19 protein-coding genes are annotated in these 20,592 nt (G+C 72.8%); 6 read left to right on the forward strand and 13 right to left on the reverse strand.

The window, feature by feature from the left end; genetic code table 11:
• The first annotated feature begins 42 nt into the window (after window positions 1-42).
• Window positions 43-1,296, forward strand: coding sequence for an alpha/beta hydrolase family protein (locus IEZ06_RS05530; protein ID WP_229797806.1), 1,254 nt, complete (start codon window positions 43-45; stop codon window positions 1,294-1,296).
• Here the strand turns inward: IEZ06_RS05530 and IEZ06_RS05535 are convergent.
• Together IEZ06_RS05535 and IEZ06_RS36110 are read right to left on the reverse strand one after the other, a co-directional pair.
• Window positions 1,281-3,251, reverse strand: coding sequence for a glycosyltransferase family 2 protein (locus IEZ06_RS05535; protein WP_189235545.1), 1,971 nt, complete (start codon window positions 3,249-3,251; stop codon window positions 1,281-1,283). The genes IEZ06_RS05530 and IEZ06_RS05535 overlap by 16 nt on opposite strands.
• Window positions 3,252-3,347: 96 nt before the next feature.
• Complete coding sequence (locus IEZ06_RS36110) at window positions 3,348-3,980, reverse strand: aggregation-promoting factor C-terminal-like domain-containing protein (protein ID WP_229797819.1); 633 nt, start codon at window positions 3,978-3,980, stop codon at window positions 3,348-3,350.
• Window positions 3,981-4,496: 516 nt separating this feature from the next.
• Between IEZ06_RS36110 and IEZ06_RS05545 the strand changes: the two genes are divergently transcribed.
• From IEZ06_RS05545 to IEZ06_RS05555, 3 genes are read left to right on the forward strand one after another with little or no spacing between them, the layout of a single operon-like run.
• A complete protein-coding gene (locus tag IEZ06_RS05545; protein WP_084008798.1) occupies window positions 4,497-5,171 on the forward strand; it encodes a response regulator in 675 nt (224 codons plus the stop codon).
• Window positions 5,168-6,634, forward strand: a complete 1,467-nt coding sequence (locus IEZ06_RS05550) for an ATP-binding protein (RefSeq protein WP_189235546.1) — start codon at window positions 5,168-5,170, stop codon at window positions 6,632-6,634. Before IEZ06_RS05545 ends, IEZ06_RS05550 begins: the two co-directional genes overlap by 4 nt.
• Window positions 6,631-7,323 (forward strand): hypothetical protein, encoded by a 693-nt coding sequence (locus IEZ06_RS05555; protein ID WP_189235547.1) that lies wholly within the window; start codon window positions 6,631-6,633, stop codon window positions 7,321-7,323. The genes IEZ06_RS05550 and IEZ06_RS05555 overlap by 4 nt, the downstream gene beginning before the upstream one ends.
• Window positions 7,324-7,478: 155 nt before the next feature.
• On the opposite strand, the gene phoH2 is transcribed toward IEZ06_RS05555, so the two are convergent.
• From phoH2 to abmR, 8 genes are all read right to left on the reverse strand, one after another.
• Window positions 7,479-8,801 (reverse strand): RNA 5'-3' helicase PhoH2, encoded by a 1,323-nt coding sequence (gene phoH2 / locus IEZ06_RS05560; RefSeq protein WP_189235548.1) that lies wholly within the window; start codon window positions 8,799-8,801, stop codon window positions 7,479-7,481.
• A 243-nt stretch (window positions 8,802-9,044) separates the two neighbouring features.
• Window positions 9,045-9,812 (reverse strand): isoprenyl transferase, encoded by a 768-nt coding sequence (locus tag IEZ06_RS05565; RefSeq protein ID WP_068901197.1) that lies wholly within the window; start codon window positions 9,810-9,812, stop codon window positions 9,045-9,047.
• Between the two features lie 84 nt (window positions 9,813-9,896).
• Complete coding sequence (locus IEZ06_RS05570) at window positions 9,897-10,469, reverse strand: hypothetical protein (protein ID WP_189235549.1); 573 nt, start codon at window positions 10,467-10,469, stop codon at window positions 9,897-9,899.
• Between the two features lie 43 nt (window positions 10,470-10,512).
• The gene (locus IEZ06_RS05575; protein ID WP_189235550.1) at window positions 10,513-11,025 is read right to left on the reverse strand and encodes an SCO6045 C-terminal-like domain-containing protein; all 513 of its coding nucleotides are present in this window, start codon (window positions 11,023-11,025) and stop codon (window positions 10,513-10,515) included.
• Window positions 11,026-11,119: 94 nt separating this feature from the next.
• Window positions 11,120-11,926, reverse strand: a complete 807-nt coding sequence (locus IEZ06_RS05580; RefSeq protein ID WP_189235551.1) for an MbnB/TglH/ChrH family RiPP precursor modification enzyme — start codon at window positions 11,924-11,926, stop codon at window positions 11,120-11,122.
• A gap of 42 nt (window positions 11,927-11,968) precedes the next feature.
• The gene (locus IEZ06_RS05585) at window positions 11,969-12,952 is read right to left on the reverse strand and encodes a TIGR04222 domain-containing membrane protein (protein WP_189235552.1); all 984 of its coding nucleotides are present in this window, start codon (window positions 12,950-12,952) and stop codon (window positions 11,969-11,971) included.
• A 272-nt stretch (window positions 12,953-13,224) separates the two neighbouring features.
• A complete protein-coding gene (locus IEZ06_RS05590) occupies window positions 13,225-15,024 on the reverse strand; it encodes a phosphoenolpyruvate carboxykinase (GTP) (protein WP_189235553.1) in 1,800 nt (599 codons plus the stop codon).
• A 290-nt stretch (window positions 15,025-15,314) separates the two neighbouring features.
• Entirely contained in the window at window positions 15,315-15,842 is a 528-nt protein-coding gene (gene abmR / locus IEZ06_RS05595; protein WP_189235554.1) for an ATP-binding transcription factor AbmR, read from the reverse strand.
• A gap of 82 nt (window positions 15,843-15,924) precedes the next feature.
• On the opposite strand from abmR, the gene IEZ06_RS05600 reads away from it, so the two are divergent.
• Both IEZ06_RS05600 and IEZ06_RS05605 read left to right on the forward strand, forming a co-directional pair.
• The gene (locus IEZ06_RS05600; RefSeq protein ID WP_189235555.1) at window positions 15,925-17,415 is read left to right on the forward strand and encodes a DHA2 family efflux MFS transporter permease subunit; all 1,491 of its coding nucleotides are present in this window, start codon (window positions 15,925-15,927) and stop codon (window positions 17,413-17,415) included.
• Window positions 17,393-18,007: an acyl-CoA-like ligand-binding transcription factor gene (locus IEZ06_RS05605; protein ID WP_189235556.1), complete on the forward strand. Its 615-nt coding sequence runs from the start codon at window positions 17,393-17,395 to the stop codon at window positions 18,005-18,007. Before IEZ06_RS05600 ends, IEZ06_RS05605 begins: the two co-directional genes overlap by 23 nt.
• 8 nt (window positions 18,008-18,015) lie before the next feature.
• Here IEZ06_RS05605 and IEZ06_RS05610 read toward each other — a convergent pair whose 3' ends face one another.
• From IEZ06_RS05610 to IEZ06_RS05620, 3 genes are all read right to left on the reverse strand, one after another.
• A complete protein-coding gene (locus IEZ06_RS05610) occupies window positions 18,016-19,302 on the reverse strand; it encodes a C40 family peptidase (RefSeq protein ID WP_229797807.1) in 1,287 nt (428 codons plus the stop codon).
• 222 nt (window positions 19,303-19,524) lie between these two features.
• A complete protein-coding gene (gene greA, locus IEZ06_RS05615) occupies window positions 19,525-20,028 on the reverse strand; it encodes a transcription elongation factor GreA (RefSeq protein ID WP_068901175.1) in 504 nt (167 codons plus the stop codon).
• A gap of 106 nt (window positions 20,029-20,134) precedes the next feature.
• The gene (locus IEZ06_RS05620) at window positions 20,135-20,563 is read right to left on the reverse strand and encodes a DUF4307 domain-containing protein (protein ID WP_189235558.1); all 429 of its coding nucleotides are present in this window, start codon (window positions 20,561-20,563) and stop codon (window positions 20,135-20,137) included.
• Window positions 20,564-20,592 lie beyond the last annotated feature (29 nt).

A 20,592-nucleotide genomic window follows, 5' to 3' on the forward strand; every position in this document is an offset into this window, starting at 1 on the left:
CCCGGGGACAGGCCCGCGGACGGCAAACCCGGGGACAGGCCCGTGGACAGGCACTGCGCCCGCCAGGAACGGATCAGGGTTCCCGGTGCGGAGCGGCAGGTCACGGCCTGCCTGGACGACCTCACCACGGCGGGCACGACCGCCAGCGGGCACACCGACCCCGCCGACTGGGCCGGGCTGCACCCGGCCGGAGCCGTCAACCCGACCGGCGTGCCCGGCATCCAGATCGACGGCTACTTCCCCGACACCTCCACCACCAACACCAACCACGGCTGGAACCACGACGCGCAGTTCGTGCTCCGCCTCCCGGACGACTGGAACGGCGGGCTGGTCGTCGCGGGCACGCCGGGCAACCGCGAGCAGTACGCCAACGACTTCACCGTCTCGGACTGGGCGCTGGCCCGGGGCTACGCCTACGCGGCGACCGACAAGGGCAACACCGGTCTCGCCTTCTTCAAGGACGGGCGCGAGCCGGGGGACGCGATCGCCGAGTGGAACGAGCGCGTCACGCAGCTCACCGTCGCGGCCAGGTCCGCCGCCCGGCAGCGGTACCGCACGGCGCCGCGCCGCACCTACGTCGCGGGCGTCTCCAACGGCGGCTACCTGGTCCGCTGGCAGCTGGAGAACCGGCCGTGGCTGTACGACGGCGGGATCGACTGGGAGGGCACGCTCTGGCGGGTCAGGGGCGACAACCTGCTGGCCTTCCTCCCGCCGGCGCTCCGGGCCTACCCGCAGGGGGACGCCGAGGCGATGTACGCCGCCGGGTTCGCGCGCGGCTCGGAGTTCCTGTGGCCCTACCACCACCAGGTCTACTGGGACCTCACCCAGCGGATCTACCGGGAGGAGATCGACCCGGGCTACGACGGCGCCGCCGAGGCGGGCACGCCGTACTGCACCCCGGGCACCCCGGCCTGCGACGCGGACTACGACTACGCCGCGCGCAGGCCGTACGGAGCGGTCGGGAAGATCGCGCTGACCGGCAGGATCGGCAAGCCGCTGATCACGCTGCACGGCACGCTGGACAGCCTGCTGCCGATCTCCCGCTCCGGGGACGTCTACGCGGACATGGTCGGCGCGCGCCGGCCCTTCCGCTACTACCGGATCGAGGGCGGCAACCACGTCGACGGCCTGTACGCAGCCCACCCCGACCGGATCCGCCCGATCCTGCCGTGTTTCCGGAGCGCCTTCGAGGCTCTGGAGGGGTGGGTGGAGCGGCGGCAGAGCCCGCCGCCGAGCGCCACCCTGCCCCGCCCGGCGGGCGGCGACCTCGCGAACGGCTGTCAGCTGGGCAGGTAGCGCCGCTGCAGGGTCCGGGTGAACCGCATCATGTTTCGGACCCCGGGGATGCGCGTCGCGATGCGCCGCAGCAGCGGGTAGCGCCGTTCGGGGAGGCGGGCCGCGGCGGCGGGGTGGACCTCCACCCCGCCGAAGCGGCTCATCCGCACCCGGAAGCGGAGCCCGACCTCCTGCCCCTCCATCCGCAGGAACGGCGTCCAGCGGCCGGGGACCAGCAGGTCGCGCTGGGGCAGCCGCCTGGTCGGGACCCTGGCGACCAGGCTCCCGCCGATCATGCCGGGCTCGCCCGGCTCGACCAGGGCCGGCACGGAGATCTCCCGCCGCCCGCCGGCCCGGCGCAGCACCAGCTCGCCGGGGGGTCCGCCCCCCTCCGGCAGGTACGGCACCGGCACCACGAAGAAGACGTGGTCACGGCGGCGCACGCTCGTGGTGTCCTGCGAGACGAGGGTGATCGCGTCGGACAGCAGCCGGGGCTCCACGCAGACGCCGGGCAGCCCCTCCTCGCACCACCAGGGGACGACCGGCCGCCCGGGATAGTCGGCCAGCGCCCCGGAGTGCTCGAACGGCTCCCCGGTCACGCGGGCGCGGGCCCGGTGCGGCCCGCCGTGCATGCGGACGTGGATCTCCCAGAACCCGGACGGCAGCGGCTGGCCGAGGAAGGTGGAGGTGACGTCGAACGAGGCCGTCCCGGTGACCTGCACCCTCATCCGGTCGCGGTGCGGGAGGCGGACCACCGCCGACGTCACCGGGATCATGTGGACCATCCCGGTGTCGCGGTGCCGGAGGTAGGCGTCGAACCCGGCGGCGGCCACCGCCTCGGTCACGTCGGTCACCCGTTCCGGGGAGCCGAGCCCCTCCAGCGGGATCGGCGGCTTCCAGAGCAGGCGGTCGCCGTTCGGGACGAAGCAGGTGGGGGTGTCACCGGTCCACATCAGCTCCATCGTGATGCCCAGCTCCAGCACGCCGCCGTTCCAGGCGAGCTCCTTCAGGTCGGCCTTCAGATGGGTCTCGCGGGTGGCCTGCGAGAGCATGACGAGCTGGTCGGGCCGGCCGGCGCGCAGCAGCGCCGCGCGCATGCGCAGGTGGACCGGGAGGCGGTCGTCGAGCCGCTCGGGGAAGCGCGCCAGGACCAGCTCCCGCAGGGCGGTGAAGATCGCGGACCGCTCCCGCGAGGAGAGGCTGAAGACGTCTCCGCCGAGCTGCGGCAGGATCGCGGTGCGGAACCAGTGGGCGTACATGCGGTCGCGCCTGCGCCCGTCGGGCACGGCCTCGTCGACGGCGTCGAGCAGCGCGCGCAGCTCCGCCGCCTGGACGGCCGGGGGGACCGGCGGTTCCGGCCGCTCCCCGAGGTGGCAGCAGACCTCGCCGGCCATGACGGTGATGTTCTCGGCGCGCAGGTAGGCCCGGACGGCGAAGGCCTGCTCCGACAGGATCCCGCCGGGCTCGGGGAAGGCGAGCCGCTCGGTCGCGAGGAACGCCCTGCGGTAGAGCTTGTGCGGGGTGAGCAGGGAGAGCAGTCCGTCGGTGAGGACGTCGGCGTGCTCCCGGTCGGCGTCGAACGCCCGGGGCGGCGGGCCGTCGCCCCCCTCCAGCCGCCCGACGAGGATGTCGGCGTCGGTCGCCATCGCGCGCTCGTACATCCGCTCCAGGGCCGTGCGCTCCAGGCGGTCCGTCTGGCCCATCAGGTAGACGTACTCGCCCTTGGCGACCTCCAGGGCGGCGTTGCGGCCCCGCATCGGCGATCCGGTGGGCGGCAGGTGGAGCACGCGGACGTTCGGCCAGGCTCCGGCGACCATGGCCAGGCGCTGCCGCGTCCCGTCGTCCGACCCGTCGTCGGCGAAGATGACCTCGAACTCCTCCGGGGACATCGACTGCTCGACCGCCGAGTGGATACACGCGTTGGCGGTATCACCGGGGTTGCGGACCGGCACCACCACGCTGACCTTCACACCCATGCGGCCAGGATGCGGTGCTTACCGTCCCTGGCCGGTCAGACGTGCCGCTTTCTGGCGTTTCAGTACCGGCCCTTGGCCCGGGAGTGGCCCCGCGCGTCAGTACCAGCCCTTGGCCTGGGAGTGGCCCCACGCTCCGCAGGGACTGCCGTACCGGCCCTTGATGTAGGTCAGCCCCCACTCGATCTGGGTGGCGGGGTTGGTCTGCCAGTCGGCGCCGGCGCTGGCCATCTTGTGGCCGGGCAGCGACTGGGGGATGCCGTAGGCGCCGCTGGAGCGGTTCATCGCCCGCTCGTTCCAGCCGCTCTCCTTCATCCAGAGCTTCTCCAGGCAGCCCCACTGGTCGCCCCAGCCGCGGGCCTCCAGCATCTGCTTGCCCAGGGCCTTGTTGCCGGTCGGGTTCGCGGTGCCCGCCGGGAGCTGCTTGGGGTCGAACCCGCCGCCGCCCGGCGCCTCCTTGACGATCTTGATGTGGTCGAGCGGCTCCCGGCCCTCGCGCTTGCGCCGGAGCGCGTCCTCCTTGAGCGCCTGGGCCGCCTGGGCCTTCAGCGCGTCGGCCGCCGGGTCGGGCCCGAACGGGTCACCGCCGAGCGCCCTGGCCAGCTCGTCCAGGGCGAGCGGCTCCTGCGCGGGGGCGGAGGCGTTCTGGATCGCGGTGTGCGCGGTGTAGGCGCCGCCTCCGACGAGGACCACGGTCACCGCGGCGATGACGGCGATGCGCTTGGGCGTCAGGCCGCCGCGCCTCCCGCCGCCGGGCGCCGGCCCTCCCCGCCTCCCGCTCCTGGGCGGCTCGCCTCCCGCGGACGTGCCGCCGGCCGGCGCGGCGCCGGCGGGCGCGCTCCTGGCGGGTCTCCCGGACGCGCGGCGGGAGCGGCGGGCCTGGCGCCCCGTGTCCTGCGGGCGCTCTCCCTCGGGTTGCGACGATCCTGGACTCACGACCTATGAGCTTGCCCTGACCAGGGGGGTGGTCCGCAACCGGAACGGAAGATCCGGATGGTTTTCCCTGGAGAGTCCCATGACCTCTTCATTACCGATCGCCTGATTACCGGGGACTTTACCAATATCAGGAGAGAAGATGTGACTTTGGTCACATAAATGGTGATCTGTCGCACAACCCTCGACAGTCCCGCGAGCGCGGCGCTCCCCGCCTGCTCCGGCCCCGTCGCAGCCCTTTCCCATCCCTTGTCTACCACGTCACATTTTCATGACAAGTAGGGGCTTATGAGGTGTTGGAAGAATAATGACCGGGTGGCCGGCATACTCCTCGTCGAAGACGACCCCTCCGTCCGGACCGGTCTCGAACTGGCCCTGGCCCGCCAGGGGCACTCCGTGACCTCCTACGCCACCGGCGAGGAGGCGCTCGACCACATCCGGTCGCGCCGCCCGGAGATCGCCGTCCTGGACGTCATGCTGCCCGGGATCGACGGCGTCGAGGTGTGCCGCCGGATCCGCAGGATGGACCAGCTGCCGGTGATCCTCCTCACCGCCCGGGGCGACGACCTCGACGTGGTCGTGGGCCTGGAGGCGGGAGCCGACGACTACGTGGTCAAGCCCGTGGAGCCGCGGGTGCTGGACGCCCGGATCCGGGCGGTCCTGCGCCGGGCCGAGTCCGTCTCCTCCGACCGCGTCACCTTCGGCGACCTGGTCATCGACAAGGGCGCGCTGAAGGTCTCGCTCGCCGGCCACGAGATCCACCTGACCCCCACCGAGCTGCGCCTGCTGCTGGAGCTGGTCCGCCACCCCGGCCAGGTGCTCAACCGCAGATACCTGCTCCGGGCCGTATGGGACCACACCCACGCCGCGGACTCCCGGCTGGTGGACGCCTGCGTGCAGCGGATCCGCGCCAAGATCGAGCCCGTGCCCGCCGAGCCCGTGTTCATCCACACCGTGCGGGGCTTCGGCTACCGGTTCAGCCCGCCGTGAGGCGGGTGTACACCGGGCTGCGCGGGCGGCTGGTCATCGCCTTCACCGTGATCGCCGTCACGGCCTCCGCGCTGGTCGCGGGCATCGGCTACGAGCTCGTCAAGAACCGGGTCATCGAACGCGCCGAGGAGGTGGCCGTGGCCGACGTGCGCGAGACCCTCGAAGGCACCCGGGTGCCCATCGGCGCGCTCTGGCCGGGGGACGGCCCCCCGACCGACCTGGAGATCTCCGCCCTGCAGATGAGCCTGCGGGCGCAGAGCCGGGCCGTGGTGGTCCTCTACGAGGACTACCTGTACCCCGACGGGGATTTCGGCATCGCCGACGTCCCCGCCGACCTGCGCGCCCGGGCCGCCGGCCGCATGGTGACCAAGAGGCAGGAGATGCGGGGCGGCATGTGGCTGGTGATCGGCACCCCCGTGTGGCGGGTGGAGCCCATCCACATCGCCCAGCCCACCGGCATGAGCGTCTTCGTGTTCGTCCCCCTGGCCGAGGAGGAGCAGCTCCTGGGCGGCATGCGCCGGCCGCTCGCCACGGCGGGCGCCATCATGCTCGCCATCGCGCTCGCCGTGGCCCTGTTCTCGGCCCAGCGCGTGCTGCTCCCGGTCCGGCGGCTCGGCTCGGCCGCCCGCGCACTCGGCGCCGGGCACCTGGACACCCGGCTCCCCGTGCGCGGCCAGGACGAGCTCGCCGAGCTCACCGCGACGTTCAACGACACCGCCGCCGCGCTGGAGCGGAGCGTGTCCGAGCTGCGGGCGCTGGAGGCGATGTCCCGCCGCTTCGTGGCCGACGTCTCCCACGAGCTGCGGACCCCGCTGACCGCGATGACCGCGGTGACGGACATGCTCTCCGAGGAGGCCGAGCGGCTGCCCCGCGAACCCGCCACGGCCGTACGGCTGGTGCTGCGCGAGATCGAACGGCTCCGCACCCTCGTGGAACAGCTCATCGAGGCGAGCCGGTTCGACTCGGGCACGGCCGTCCTCAACCTGGAGACCGTGAGCGTCGCCGACGCGGTCCACGACTGCCTGGAGATCCGGGGCTGGTCGGAGCAGGTGGAGGTGGAGGTCCCGGCGGGGCTCTCCTTCTCCGTCGACCCCCCGCGCTTCGACGTGATCCTCGCCAACCTGGTCGGCAACGCCCTGCGCCACGGCGAGCCCCCGGTCGTGGTCACCGCCCGCGCCACCGCCCACGGCCTGGAGGTGAAGGTGCGCGACCACGGCGGAGGGATCCCCCCGGCGGACCTGCCGCACGTGTTCAACCGCTTCTACAAGGCCGGCAGGAGAGGCGACGGCAGCGGGCTCGGGCTCTCCATCGCCCGCTCCAACGCCCAGCTGCACGGCGGCACGATCTCGGTGCGCCCGCAGCGGCCGGGCACGCTCTTCACCGTCTGGCTGCCCTCCGCGCAGACCTCCGCACGCGCCCCCGCACGCACCCCCGCACGCACCCCCGGACAGGCTCCCGCATGAACCTGCGCACGCGCCCCCGCACGGACTTCCGCGCAGGCTCCCGCACGGACCTCCCCGCGCGCACCCGTACGGACCTCCCCGCAGCCTCCCCCGTAGACCTGCGCACGCGCCCCCGTACGGCCGTCCCCACCCGCACGAGGCGGATCACGGCGCCGGCCGCCGCCGTGCTGGCCGTACTGGCGGTGGCGGGGTGCGGCATCTCTCCCACCAGCGTGCGGGACAGCGGCCGGCCGCCGGTGATCAGTTACAGCCCGACCTGGGTGACGGTCTACATGGTCGACGACGGCACGCTGCAGCCCGTCCGGGTCCCGGTGGCGTCGGACTCGACCGAGAACGTCGTCAAGAGCCTCTTCCGCGCCGGGCAGCAGCCGCCGCGGCCGGGGCTGACCAGCGAGCTGACCGGGTTCGACTACTACGACATCAAGACCACCCGGTACACCGACCCCTCGCAGCGGAGCGAACCCACCGACGACCTCGGCTACCGGCTGAACGTGATCGTCACCGGCGAGGGCAGGGTCACCCGGCTGGGACTCGCCCAGATCACCTGCACCGTCCGGCAGAACAAGCAGGCGAGCATCTGGAGCGTCGAGATCACCAGGCTCTTCCCCGGCACCCCGGAGTCGCTGGGCGAGCACAGCTGCTCCGAGTACAAGGACCTGGCGGGCCGGGGGGTGCGCCTGCCCCCGTGAGCCGGGCGGCGCCCGACCGGGCCGCGCCCGTCCCGCACCGCGCCTGCGCGGTGCGCCCGCCCCCGTGCCGAGCCGGGCGGCGCTCCGGGGCCGCGGGGAGGCGCCCGGGGCGCGGTGCCGCCGCCCCCTAGCGGGAAGGGGGCGGCGGCACCGGCCTACATCGTGAAGTCCTCCAGCATCTCGGTGACCAGCGCGGCGATCGGCGAGCGCTCCGAGCGGGTCAGCGTGACGTGCGCGAACAGCGGGTGGCCCTTGAGCTTCTCCACCACCGCGACCACGCCGTCGTGCCGGCCCACCCGCAGGTTGTCCCGCTGGGCGACGTCGTGGGTGAGCACGACCCGGGAGTTGGCGCCGATCCGGCTCAGCACCGTCAGCAGCACCCCGCGCTCCAGCGACTGGGCCTCGTCGACGATCACGAAGGCGTCGTGCAGCGAGCGGCCGCGGATGTGGGTGAGCGGGAGCACCTCCAGCATCCCCCGGTCCATGACCTCCTCGATCACCTCGGGCGTGGTGACCGCGCCCAGGGTGTCGTAGACGGCCTGCGCCCACGGGCCCATCTTCTCGTTCTCGGAACCGGGCAGGTAGCCCAGGTCCTGGCCGCCCACGGCGTACAGCGGGCGGAAGACGATGACCTTGCGGTGCTGGCGGCGCTCCAGGACCGCCTCCAGGCCCGCGCAGAGCGCGAGCGCGGACTTGCCGGTGCCGGCCCGGCCGCCCATCGAGACGATGCCGACCTCGGGGTCCATGAGCAGGTCCAGGGCGATGCGCTGCTCGGCGGAGCGGCCGTGCACGCCGAACACCTCGCGGTCGCCGCGGACCAGGCGGACGGACTTGTCCGGCAGCACCCGGCCCAGCGCCGAGCCCCGGCTGGACAGCAGCCGCAGGCCGGTGTGCGTGGGCAGCTCGCGGGCCTCGGCCAGGTCCGCGACGCGGTGCTCGAAGAGCGCCTCGATGTCCTCCTCGGTCACCTGCAGCTCGGCCATCCCGGTCCAGCCGGACTCCACGACGAGCTCGGCGCGGTATTCCTCCGCGGCCAGCCCGACGGAGGCGGCCTTGATCCGCATCGGGAGGTCCTTGGAGACCAGCACCACGTCGAGGCCCTCGGAGGCCAGGGAGCGCGCGACGGTCAGGATGCGGGTGTCGTTGTCGCCGAGGCGGAACCCGGCGGGCAGGATGGACGGGTCGCTGTGGTTGAGCTCGACCCGGATGGTGCCCTCGCCGATCGGCATGGGCTCGTCCAGACGTCCGTGGGTCACCCTCAGGTCGTCGAGATACCGCAGCGCCTTGCGCGCGAAGTAGCCGAGCTCGGGATGATGGCGCTTGGCCTCCAACTCGGTGATGACGACGATCGGGAGGACGACCTCGTGCTCGGCGAAGCGGCTCATCGCCGCCGGGTCCGCCAGGAGGACCGAGGTGTCCAGGACGTACGTCTTCCGGTTGCCGGCCGGAGACGTGGATGCGGACGAAGGGTGTGCCACGCGTTCTCCCCCGGGCGCCCTGGGGGGCGCCCTGCCATGAGCTGGGATGCGGACCGGACCCGGGACCGCGCTCGCGGCATACCGAGCGGGCGCCGGCGACCGGCCCCCCTCAGCAGGTCGTGACGCAAAGGCGGGCCCTCTCCGGAGTGGGCGGGCTTCGCTCGCCCACTTCTTACGGTACGTCCTGAATACCCACCGTCCAATGGGCCATGCGTGACCGAAAGGAGGTGTTCACGTTGCGTTTCAGGTGCCGTACCTGCGGTGCCGCGCGGCGTAGGAGCGGAGCGCCCGGAGGAAGTCGACCCTGCGGAAGTCGGGCCAGTAGGCCTCGCAGAAGTAGAACTCGGAGTGGGCGCTCTGCCAGAGCAGGAATCCGGAGAGCCGCTGCTCTCCCGAGGTCCGGATGACCAGGTCCGGGTCGGGCTGGCCGCGCGTGTAGAGATGCTCCGCGATGTGCTCCACATCGAGGACCTCGACCAGGTCCTCGATGGTCGCCCCCTTGCTGGCGTGCTCCAGCAGGAGGGAGCGCACCGCATCAGCGATCTCACGCCTTCCTCCATACCCAACCGCAACGTTCACAATCAAACCTGGACGGTGCGATGTTGCTTCTTTTGCATTTTTCAGGACATGTGCCGTGTGATCGGGCAGGAGATCGAGGGCTCCCATCGGCTTGATGTGCCAGCCGTCCGCCACGAGCTCCTGGACCACATCCTCGATGATCTTCATGAGGGGTTCCAGCTCGTCCTTGGAGCGGTTGATGTTGTCGCTGGACAACAGCCACACGGTGACGACCTCGACCCCGGCCTCCCGGCACCAGCAGAGCAGCTCGGAGATCTTGTCCGCGCCCTTGCGGTGCCCCCGGCTGACGTCGTCGATGCCCATCGACCGCGCCCAGCGCCGGTTGCCGTCCACGATCACACCGACGTGGCGGGGCACCATGTCCCTGTCACGGGACAGCTTCGCCTCCAACCGCCGTTCGTACAGCCGGTAGACGAGATCGCGCACGCCCATGTGGATTCCCTCCCGCGAGCGCCCATCGCCTGCGGACGCCGACAGGCAATTATCGCCGCCCGCGGGACCTCTCCGCCCCTCCGCTCAGGCGCGTGCGGCGTCCCCGGGCACCTGCGCCCGCAGCCGCTCCTCGGCCTCCTCGACGAGTTCCCGTACGAAGACGCCCAGTTCGGCGGAGGTCAGCACGGCGCGCAGCCCCACCCCGCCGCTCCCCCAGGCCTCCAGGAACGCCCTCCTGGTCAACCGCCACTCGCCCGGGGCGCCCCGTCCGACGCCCTCGCCCCCGGGCACCCAGACCGGGATCGTGCGCAGCCGGCAGCGGAGCTCGCCCCCGCCGACCAGGCCCGCCCGGGTCCGGTAACGAAAGGCGAACAGTTCCTCGTCCCGCTCGCAGCCCTCCTCGCCGCCGGAGCGGCCCGGCGGTCCGGGGAAGCGGTCGTCGGGGTCCGGCCATCCCGCCGCCCGGTCGGCGCGGGCCTCGGCCACCCCCCGCGCCAGCCGGGCGAGGAACCAGCCGCACCGCTCTCCCACCGTCCCGTACGGCATGCCGTCGCGGCGGAGTTCGAGCGTGATCTCGTACGGCTCACCGACACTGTCCCGGCACACCACGGGCGTGACGGTCAGGCACGATCCATCGACGCAGCGAAGTTCCCCCACGTCAGTGGAGCGTATCCCGCCTCGTCCCGGCAAAACGTCCCGTTCACCGTCCGTCGCCCTCCCATGGGTCCCGCTCCCCGCCCAGCCACCGGGTCAGGCGGGCCCACCGCCCGGCCGGCCGCGGCGGTCCGGTGCCGCTTCCGCTCCCCGGTCCGCTCCCGGCCCCTGGTTCGTTCCCGGGCCCCGATCCGTTCCCGCTCCCCGCCCGGTCCCCGCTTCCGGCACCGGCCGGGATCCGCCCGGTCCGGGCGAGGTGCCCGGCGAAGTCCGCAGCGTCGGCGCGGGAGCCGCCCGGCGGCTTGGGACGGCCGGAGGCGTAGGCGGCGAACTCGGCCCGGAAGTCCCCGCCGAGGGCCTGCACCAGGTCCGGGCGGAGCCGGGCCACCACGCTCCGCCGCTTGGCGACCAGGCTCGCCGCCTGGATCCGCAGCCGCTCCCCGTCGAACCCCGGGGGCGCCTGCGCCCCCGCCACCAGCGCGGCCAGCAGCCCGGCCTGCGCCCTGGCCAGCTCCTCCCGCACGGTCTGCGTGACCGGCTCCTCCCGCCCGGCTTCCACTCCGGCCGGCTCCTCCCGCCCGGCCCGTTCGCCGGAACCGGGGGCCCCGCGGTCATCCGCTCGCGCCCCGGAGGGCTCCTCCCGGGGCACGGCCTCAGCCACGGGCCATCGCCTCGCGGATCCGGCCGAGCTCGGCCCCCAGCGCGGCGTCGCTCGGGTAGTCGGCGTCCCACTCCAGCAGCACCCCGGGCGGGTCCACCCGGGCGCAGAGCTCCGACAGGACGGCCAGGATCTCATCGGAGACGTGCGCGGTGTGGGTGTCGTGCCAGACGCCGCCGTGCTCGTGGCCCCCGGCCACGTGGACGTAGGCGAGCTCGGACAGCGGCAGCGCGTCCAGCGCTCCGACGGCCGGCAGGCCCAGGTTGACCTGGTTGGTGTAGAGGTTGGCCACGTCGACGAGGAGCCCGACCCCGGTCGCGGCGACCAGTTCGCCGAGGAACTCCGCCTCCGTCATCTCGTCCTCCGGCCAGCCGAAGATGGCCGCCACGTTCTCCAGCGCCAGCGGGACGGGCAGGGCGTCCTGCACCCGCCGTACGTTCTCCGTCACGACCGCGAGCGCCCGCCGGGTGCGCGGGACCGGGAGCAGGTGACCCGCCTCCAGCCCGCCCGCCCGCACGAAGGCCAGGTGCTCGCTGACCAGCGGCGCGCCCAGCGCCTCCGCGCAGGCCGCCAGGTGCGCCAGCCGGTCGGGGTCCGGCGGCTCCGCCCCGCCCACGCCCAGCCCGACCCCGTGCGGGATCACCGGCACACCGCGGGAACGCAGCACCCGCAGCGACTCCGGGAGGCGGCCGGGCCGGATGTTCTCCGCGATGACCTCGACGAAGTCGACACCGGGCAGGCGTTCCACGGTCAGGTCGATCTCCGGCCGCCAGCCGATGCCGACGCCGAGCCGCTCACCCACCGCCGCAGCCTCCCTCACCCGCCGCTCTCACGGCCGGCTCTCTCACCCGCCGCCGCCGCAACCGCCGCCGCCTCCGCAGCTGGAGCCGCCGCCCGAGTCGCCGCCGGAACCCCCCGAACCGAAGTCGCCGCCGCCGTAGCCGCCGGAGCCGAAGTCCCCGCCGCCGTAGGTGGCGTCGCCCGAGCCGCCCGAACCGCCGCCGCACGCGCCGCCCACGTACGCGCCGCCGCCGTCGGACTGCTTCAGCTCCTTCTCCAGCGTGGGGTCACCGGCCTCGCTCAGGCCGTACAGGGCGACCGGGGCGCCGACCGCGAAGGCCAGGTCACCGCTCGTGTCGTGGCGGGACCCCCGGATGTGCACCCGGCGGGCGGAGTCGAGCACGTCGCGCCCGGCCCGGGTGAGCACGTTGCGCAGCGCCTTGCGCTGCGTGCCGTAGGTGATCAGGCCGATCAGCGCCGCCGCGAGGCCGATCAGCACCGCGCCGATGCCCAGGCCGGGTTCGGCGACGTCCAGGACGGCGAGCAGCACGACGGTGCCGACGGTGGAGAACGCCGCGAGCAGCGAGGCGGCCAGGAGCCGCCGCAGCGACCTGCCCGCCCCGTCCAGCGCGCCGCCGGGCACCAGCAGGCCCATGCCCTCCAGGTCGCCGCGCAGGGCCGCCATGGCCGGCCCCTCGGCCACCGTACGGCGCAGCTCCCCGGCGGGGCAGATGCCGGAGCGGGCGGCGAGGGCCGACAGGACGGCCTGCTCGATGCCGTCCGGGGACGGCGGGGCCCCGGCCACGAGACCGATCTGCCCGCCGCGCGCGACCCGGATGCCGCCGCCCCTGGCCAGCATGGCGAGCGCGGTGTTGACCGTACGGCGCGGCCCGCCGGCCAGGTAGGCCAGGTGGTAGGGGGTGATCGGCCGTCCCCTGTGGTGTGCGGCGGCCTCGCGGACCTCGCGCTGCTGCCCGCTCAGGACCGTCGACAGGGTGACCACGGCTCCGAGCAGCACGACCGCGATGACGAACACTACGACTTCCACGTCCGCCTCCTGGGGGAAGGGGCGTCGGCCCCGTTTGTCAGGTAGACGCGCAGGGCCCTGCGGAAGTTTCGCCTGGAAGGTCTCAGTTCGGACGCCCCGCGGAACGCCCCCGTTCCCACGGCTCCCGCCGCCGGGAGAAGGGAGGCCGGAGCGGCCGGGCGGGGCGGCTCCCACGGCCCGCCTCCCGGACCGAGCCGACAGATCCCGTTGAAGACACCGTGGTCGGTCAGGCCGGGAGCCGAGCTCCGCCGGGAGGCGTTCGCCTACATCCGTCAGCCCAGGCGCTCGACCAGGGCGTTGTACTCGTCCCAGAGCTCCTTGGGGCAGTGGTCGCCGAAGGTCTCGAAGAAGGACGGGATCAGCTTCGCCTCCTCCCGCCAGACCTCCCGGTCCACGGTCAGCAGGGTCGCGAGGTCCTCCTCCGACAGGTCGAGGCCCTCGGTGTCCAGCTCGGCCGGGAGCATGCCGATGGGCGTCTCGACCGCCTCGGCCCGGCCGTTGAGGCGGTCCACGATCCACTTGAGCACGCGGCTGTTCTCGCCGAAGCCGGGCCAGATGAACCTGCCCTCGGCGTTCTTGCGGAACCAGTTCACGTAGTAGACGCGCGGCAGCCGCGCGCCCTCGCGCTCGCCGATCCTGACCCAGTGGGCGAAGTAGTCGCCCATGTTGTAGCCGCAGAACGGCAGCATCGCGAAGGGGTCGCGGCGCAGCTCGCCGACCTTGCCCTCGGCGGCGGCGGTCTTCTCGGAGGCGATGTTCGCCCCGATGAAGACGCCGTGGTTCCAGTTGCGCGCCTCGGTGACCAGCGGGACCGCGGTGGCGCGGCGGCCGCCGAACAGGATCGCCGAGATCGGCACCCCCTTGGGGTCCTGCCACTCGGGGGCGATGGTCGGGCACTGGCCGGCGGGCACCGTGAAGCGGGCGTTCGGGTGGGCGGCGGGCTCACCGCTCTCCGGCGTCCAGTCGCGGCCCTTCCAGTCGGTCAGGTGCGCCGGGGGTTCGTCGGTCAGGCCCTCCCACCACACGTCGCCGTCGTCGGTGAGGGCGACGTTGGTGAAGATGCTGTTGCCCCAGAGCGCCTTGATCGCGTTGGCGTTGGTCGACTGGCCCGTGCCGGGCGCGACGCCGAAGAAGCCCGCCTCCGGGTTGATCGCGTACAGCCGGCCGTCGTCGCCGAAGCGCATCCAGGCGATGTCGTCGCCGATCGTCTCGACCTTCCAGCCCGGGATCGTCGGCTGGAGCATGGCGAGGTTGGTCTTGCCGCACGCGGACGGGAAGGCCGCCGCGATGTAGCGCGTCTCCCCGCTCGGCGGGGTGAGCTTGAGGATGAGCATGTGCTCGGCCAGCCAGCCCTCGTCGCGGGCCATGGTGCTGGCGATGCGCAGCGCGTAGCACTTCTTGCCCAGCAGGGCGTTGCCGCCGTAGCCGGAACCGTAGGACCAGATCTCGCGGGTCTCGGGGAAGTGGCTGATGTACTTGGTGGAGCTGCACGGCCACGGCACGTCGGCCTGGCCGGGCTCCAGGGGGGCGCCGACCGAGTGCACGGCCTTGACGAAGTCGCCCCGCTCCTCGATGAGGCGGAGGGCGGGCTCGCCCATCCTGGTCATGATCCGCATCGAGACCGCGACGTAGGGCGAGTCGGTGATCTCGACGCCGAGCTGGGAGATCTCGCCGCCGAGCGGGCCCATGCAGAAGGGGACCACGTACATCGTGCGCCCGCGCATGCAGCCGGCGAAGAGCTCGCCGAAGGTCGCGCGCATCTCGGCCGGGGCGATCCAGTTGTTGGTCGGCCCGGCGTCCTCCTCCTTCTCGGAGCAGATGTAGGTGCGGTCCTCGACGCGGGCGACGTCGCTCGGGTCGGAGGCGGCGTAGAAGCTGTTCTGCCGCTTGGCCAGGCGCTTGAACGTGCCCTGTTCGACCAGCAGGTTCGTCAGGCGCGTCCACTCGGCCTCCGAGCCGTCGCACCACTCGATCCGGTCCGGACGGGTGAGCTCGGCGATCTCGTTGACCCAGGCGATCAGTTCCTTGTGGGTGGTCGGGCTGGGGGCGGATACGTCAACGGTTGCGGTCACTGTGGCGGCTCCTCACGCTTCTCAGGCGGAATCATCATCGACAAGAAACCGGACGTAATCCAATTGGCGTAGACCAGTGAATTAACTCCGGCTCGTGCCCCGGCGGACCCGCCCCCAGTCCCACCGTCAGGCGTATGGGCTGGCAGGGGCCGCGATGACTGCCTTCCTCTACCCGAAAGAAGCGGGTTTAAATAAACCGCGCCGCGGATTGGTATAGGCCACCGAAAGAGGTCTAAACCAATGAAGCGAAAGGTTCAGACCACTTAACGCCCTCTTTTCCCTGGCCCGCCTCAGGAAGTCACGTCGGGACCCGCCGCCCGCACCCGGTCGACGTGCTGGAGCGCGTCCCTCAGATCGGTCAGCCAGGTGTCGGCGTGCCGGCCCACCAGGCGCACGCACCAGGCGAGCGCGTCGCTGCGGCTGCGTGCCACGCCGGCGGCCACGAGGGTGTCCAGCACCCGGCGCTCGGACTGGCGGAGCCGCGTCATGACGGGGACCGACAGTGTGGTGAACATCACCCTCTCCCCTTCGACCGAGACACCCCAGGAGACCTTCCTGCGGAACCGGTGCTCGGCCTCCGAGGCGATCTCGATGCGCCGCTCCCTGGTCTCCTCCCGGAAGCGCTGCACCGCCCCCTCCAGCGCGGCGACCCGCTCCACCTCCGAGACGCCCTCGGCGGACGCGGGCGGGCGGAGCGCCCCCACCACCGTGATCTCCTCTCGGTCCAGCGCGATCTCGAGCGGACCGTCGAACCACCCCTCGGGCATGCGCCCCGAGAACCACCCGCGCAGCTGCGCCTCTACTTCTTCGTTCTTCATGTAATGAAGATTACATTCTTTCAAGCAAGTGGGCCAGAAAATATTTTGACATGATCTATATTTTGAGAGTTACTCTCAAACCATGGTCACTATCACTTCCTCCCGTCGCTGGTGGGCCCTGGCCGCGCTGGTGCTGAGCGTCCTCGTCATCGGACTGGACGCGACGATCCTGAACGTCGCCCTGCCCACGCTGGCCGTGGAGCTCGGGGCCTCGACCGGCGAGCTGCAGTGGATCGTGGACGCCTACCTGATCCCCTTCGCCGCCCTCCTGCTCCCCGCCGGCGTCCTCGGCGACCGCTTCGGCCGCAAGCGCCTCCTCCTGGCCGGGCTGGCCGTCTTCGGCGCGGCCTCGGCCCTCGCCGCGGCGGCCGGGGGCTCGGCGGCGCTCATCGCCGCCCGCGTGCTCCTCGGCGCCGGGGGCGCCCTGATCATGACGCTCTCCGTGTCGATCCTGCCGAGCGTCTTCCCTCCGCACGAGCGCTCGAAGGCCATCGCGGCCTGGTCGGCGGGGATGGCCCTCGGCCTGCCGCTGGGACCGGTCCTCGGCGGCTACCTGCTCGACCGCTTCCACTGGGGGTCGATCTTCCTGATCAACCTCCCCGTGGTGGCGATCGCCCTGGCGGCGGCCGCGGTGCTGCTGCCGGAGTCGCGTGACGAGCGCCGGCCCCGCTTCGACCTGCCCGGCGCGCTGCTCTCGGTGAGCGGGCTCGCCGCACTGGTCCACGGCGTGATCGAGGCTCCCTCGGCCGGCTGGACGTCGCCCACCGTGCTGGCCTCGCTCGCCGCCGGCCTGGTCCTGCTCGTCGCCTTCGTCGCGGTGGAGGCCCGCTCCCCCGCGCCCATGATGGACCTCCGCCTCTTCACCGACCGCGTCTTCCTGTGGGGCTCCGCCGGCGCGACCCTCGTCTCGCTGGCCATGATGGGCGTGCTGTTCGTGGTCCCGCTCCATCTGCAGGCCGTCCTGGGATACGACGCCTTCGGCACCGGGATCCGCGTCGTCCCCATGGTGCTCGGCCTCATGGCGGGCGGGCTGGCCGGCGAGCGGCTGCTGGGCCGGCTGAGCCTGCGCGTGCTCCTGCCGGCCGGCCTGGCGGTGCTCGCGGGCGGCCTGGCCCTCGGCTCCCTGACCGGCGCCTCCTCCGGGTACGGCTTCATCGCCGTCTGGCTGACCGTGGCGGGGGCCGGCGTCGGGCTGGCGATGGTCCCGGCGATGGACGGCGTGCTGGCCGTACTGCCCGAGGACCGGGTGGGCGCGGGCTCCGGCACGCTGCAGGCACTGCGGCAGGTGGGCGGCGTGTTCGGCGTCGCCGGACTGGGCAGCCTGCTCTCGGCCGGATACGCGGACGGACTGCCCGTGGACGCTCCGGAGGCCGCGCGGGACTCCGTGGCCGCCGCCGTACGGCTCGGCGATCCCGCGCTCGCCGCCACCGCCCGGGACGCCTTCGCCGGAGGCATGGGCGCCGTGCTGCTGGTGTGCGCGGCGCTGGCCGCGGCGGGCGCCGCGGCCGTGGCGGTGTTCATGCGCGCCGGCGAGGCGCGAGAATCGGCGCATGAGCTCACCTCCGCGCCCTGAGGGACTGCGCGAACGCAAGAAGGCCCGGACCCGGCGGACGATCCAGGAGCAGGCCCTGCGACTGTTCGCCGAGCAGGGCTACGAGGCGACGACGGTCGAGCAGATCGCGGAGGCCGCCGAGATCTCACCCAGCACGTTCTTCCGCTACTTCCCGACCAAGGAGGACGTGGTCGTCCAGGACGACTACGACCCCGTCATGCTGGCGGCGCTGGCCGCCCAGCCCGCCGGCCTGGCCCCCGTGCCCGCGCTGCGCGCCGCGATGCGCGAGGCGTTCGCGCAGATCCCTCCCGAGGAGGAGGAGCAGATCCGGGCCCGCACCAGGCTCCAGCTCAGCCACCCCGCGCTGCGTGCCCGAGCCGTCGACAACATGATCGCCACCATCGACGTGTTCACCCGGGCGCTCTCCGCACGTATGGACCCCGCCCCCGCCGGCCGCGCCGCCGCCGGCCTGCTCGCCCGGACGGCCGCCGGGGCGGTGGTCGGCGCCATGCTGGCCGCGCTGTTCTCCTGGGCCGAGGACGACGGGCCCCGCCCACTGGCCGACGTCGTCGACGAGGCCCTCGCCCTCCTGGAGTCGGGCCTGCGCCCCTGACCGGCGGCTCAGCCCGCCCGCGCGGCGATCTGCGGGCTGATCCGGACGGCCCCGGCGAAGTTCCTCGTGCTGACCGGGACGAGCTTGACCACGTCGCCCGTCCGCGGGGCGTGCAGCATCTTCCCGTCACCCCAGTAGATCGCCACGTGCGAGACGTAGCCGGGGTTGGTCGGGTCGTGCCGCCAGAACAGCAGGTCGCCCGGCTGGGCCTGGGAGAGCGGGATCTGCGGGCCCGACACGAACTGCTGGTGCGTCACGCGGGGGACCCTGACGCCCGCCTGCGCGTAGGCCCACTGGACCAGGCCGGAGCAGTCGAAGGTGTCCGGCCCCTCGGCGCCCCAGACGTACGGGCGGCCCAGCTTGCCGATGGCGGCGGTGAGCGCGGTCCGCACCTGGTCGGGGTGCATGAAGGCCGAGGCCGGCCAGATCTTCCGCGGCGCGGCCTTGAAGACCGGGTTGATCGCGACGACCTGGCTGCCCTTCGGCAGGACCTTCAGCAGGGCCGCGCGGAGCCGGGCGGAGTCGGCCCCCGGGGCGCTCACCACCAGGGCGTTGTTCTCCGGGATGCCGAGCTCGCGCGCCGTCCGCCGGGAGACCACCGCGTCGATGGCGCCCATGCCCATCGTGGCGTAGGCGCCCACCCGCAGGGCGCGCCCGCCGCTGGCGACGGTCCGGCCCAGCTCCAGGCCTCCGTCGTTGCCGAGGACGAAGGAGACGGCGACCTCTCCCGCGGCGACGTTGCGCCAGAGCTTGTCGGAGGTGGCGGTCGGCTTGGGGGTGTAGGCGCGGAACGTGGAGGGGTCCACCCCCAGCGTCTGCACCCGTTTCCTGTCCATCACGACCTCGGCCGCGTCGGCCCGCTCGATCGCGCGGATTCCCTTGATCCGCGCCGCCCTCGCCACGACGGCGGAGCTCAGCGGCCGGTTCGCGACCACGAACAGGTGCGGCTTGCGCATCTCGGTCAGCGGGGCGACGGGCGGCGGGGCGACGGGAGAGGAGACGGGCGCCGCGGCCTGCGTGGTGCGGGCCAGCTCCCGCCGGTCGGCGGGCCGACGGGCTGCGACGGTGTCCGCGCCGCCCCGCTCCGGCGGCTGCTCGGGCATCCGGCTCAGCACCACCAGGTCCGCCGCCAGCACGCCGGCCAGCAGCACCGCGATGGCCGGCACCGCGATCGCCGGGGCGGCCCGGCCCGGCGCGCCGGCGGTGCGCCCGCCGGGCCGCAGGCGCGGGCGGTAGGCGAGGTCGTGGCAGACCTCCCGGACCACGTCGGAGACACGCGTCCGCCGCTCGAACACGTCGGCTCCCCCTCGGTCGAACTCCGTCCGTTCCGCCGGACCGGCTCTCATCGGAGCGGCCCGGCCCCACGAGCCTGCCGTACTCCGCCGCCGGATGCACGCGAACCCGCCAAAACAGTCACTACCCGTGTCATGGTCATCGGCGGGGATGAAAAACCCCCCGGAGACATGGCGATCCGCCGGAACCCTGTCCCGGCGGATCGGTCCGGCCGTCCTCGCGGGTCAGTTGCCGCCGTTGTACGGCACGGCCTCCAGGATCTCCACGGTGTTGGAGCGGCCGTTCGGCATCGTGTAGGTGGCCTTCTCGCCGACCTTCTTGCCGTTGATCGCCGCGCCGAGCGGGGACTTGGGCGAGTAGACGTCGATCGGGGCGCCGCTCTCCTCGCGGGAGGCCAGCAGGAACGCCACCTCCTCGTCGTCACCCTCGAACCGGACGGTGACGGTCATGCCCGGCCCGACGACGCCCTCGGTGCGCGGCGCCTCGCCGACCTTGGCGGTGTCCAGGATCTGGCGGAGGTGGAAGATGCGGGCCTCCATCTTGCCCTGCTCGTCCTTGGCGGCGTGGTAGCCGCCGTTCTCCTTGAGGTCGCCCTCTTCACGGGCGGCCTCGATCTTCTTGGCGATGTCGACGCGCCCGGGCCCCGAGAGGTATTCGAACTCCGCCTTCAGGCGGTCGTACGCCTCCTGAGTGAGCCAGGTGACGCTCTCGATGTGGGAGTCGGCCACGGGTTCTCCTTGCTTCCTCTGTGGGGCATCGTGCTGGGGATGAGCGGACGATCGAATCTCGACAGGCTAACAAGTTAACCGAACGAACGCTTCCCCAAATGTCTCACTATACGAGATAGCAGTATTCGACGTCAGCGGAAGTGGCCTGAGCACTGGTCTCTAGCCGTTCGGTAAGCCGGAGATATCCCTCACCAGCGGGAATGTCCAGCTCCCGGCTCCCGACCTCCGCGTGGCCGACGTCCATGGCGCGCAACCGGCACACGGCGGCCCGGTCGGAGGGTTTGATCACCTCGAAGGTGATCTGCGCGGAGTCGGACCGGCCGACGTCGAACGCGATGATCTGCCTGATGACCTCGGTCTCGCCCTTGGCCGCCCACATCACGTAACCCCACCCGCCCGCCGTCACCGCGCACAGGATCGCGATCACCACGTGGACGACGAAGCGCCCCCGGCGCTCCGGACGGTCGGGGAGGTCGCCCGGGGTGCCGAGAACGGGGCCCTCGAATCGGCCTTTGCCGGCCTCGCTGGTGGCCATGACGGAATCTCCCTGCACTACCTCGGCGT

Source organism: Planomonospora antibiotica (genome assembly GCF_014647955.1).
GTDB classification, from domain to species: Bacteria; Actinomycetota; Actinomycetes; order Streptosporangiales; family Streptosporangiaceae; genus Planomonospora; species Planomonospora parontospora.

Bases quoted from the DNA above. Each gene is read 5' to 3' on its own strand.
- IEZ06_RS05605 (WP_189235556.1), top strand. From the start codon at position 17,393: ATGAGCTCACCTCCGCGCCCTGAGGGACTGCGCGAACGCAAGAAGGCC.
- IEZ06_RS05555 (WP_189235547.1), top strand. From the start codon at position 6,631: ATGAACCTGCGCACGCGCCCCCGCACGGACTTCCGCGCAGGCTCCCGC.
- IEZ06_RS05565 (WP_068901197.1), bottom strand. From the start codon at position 9,812: ATGGGCGTGCGCGATCTCGTCTACCGGCTGTACGAACGGCGGTTGGAG.
- abmR (WP_189235554.1), bottom strand. From the start codon at position 15,842: ATGAAGAACGAAGAAGTAGAGGCGCAGCTGCGCGGGTGGTTCTCGGGG.
- IEZ06_RS05620 (WP_189235558.1), bottom strand. From the start codon at position 20,563: ATGGCCACCAGCGAGGCCGGCAAAGGCCGATTCGAGGGCCCCGTTCTC.
- IEZ06_RS05600 (WP_189235555.1), top strand. From the start codon at position 15,925: ATGGTCACTATCACTTCCTCCCGTCGCTGGTGGGCCCTGGCCGCGCTG.
- IEZ06_RS05535 (WP_189235545.1), bottom strand. From the start codon at position 3,251: ATGGGTGTGAAGGTCAGCGTGGTGGTGCCGGTCCGCAACCCCGGTGAT.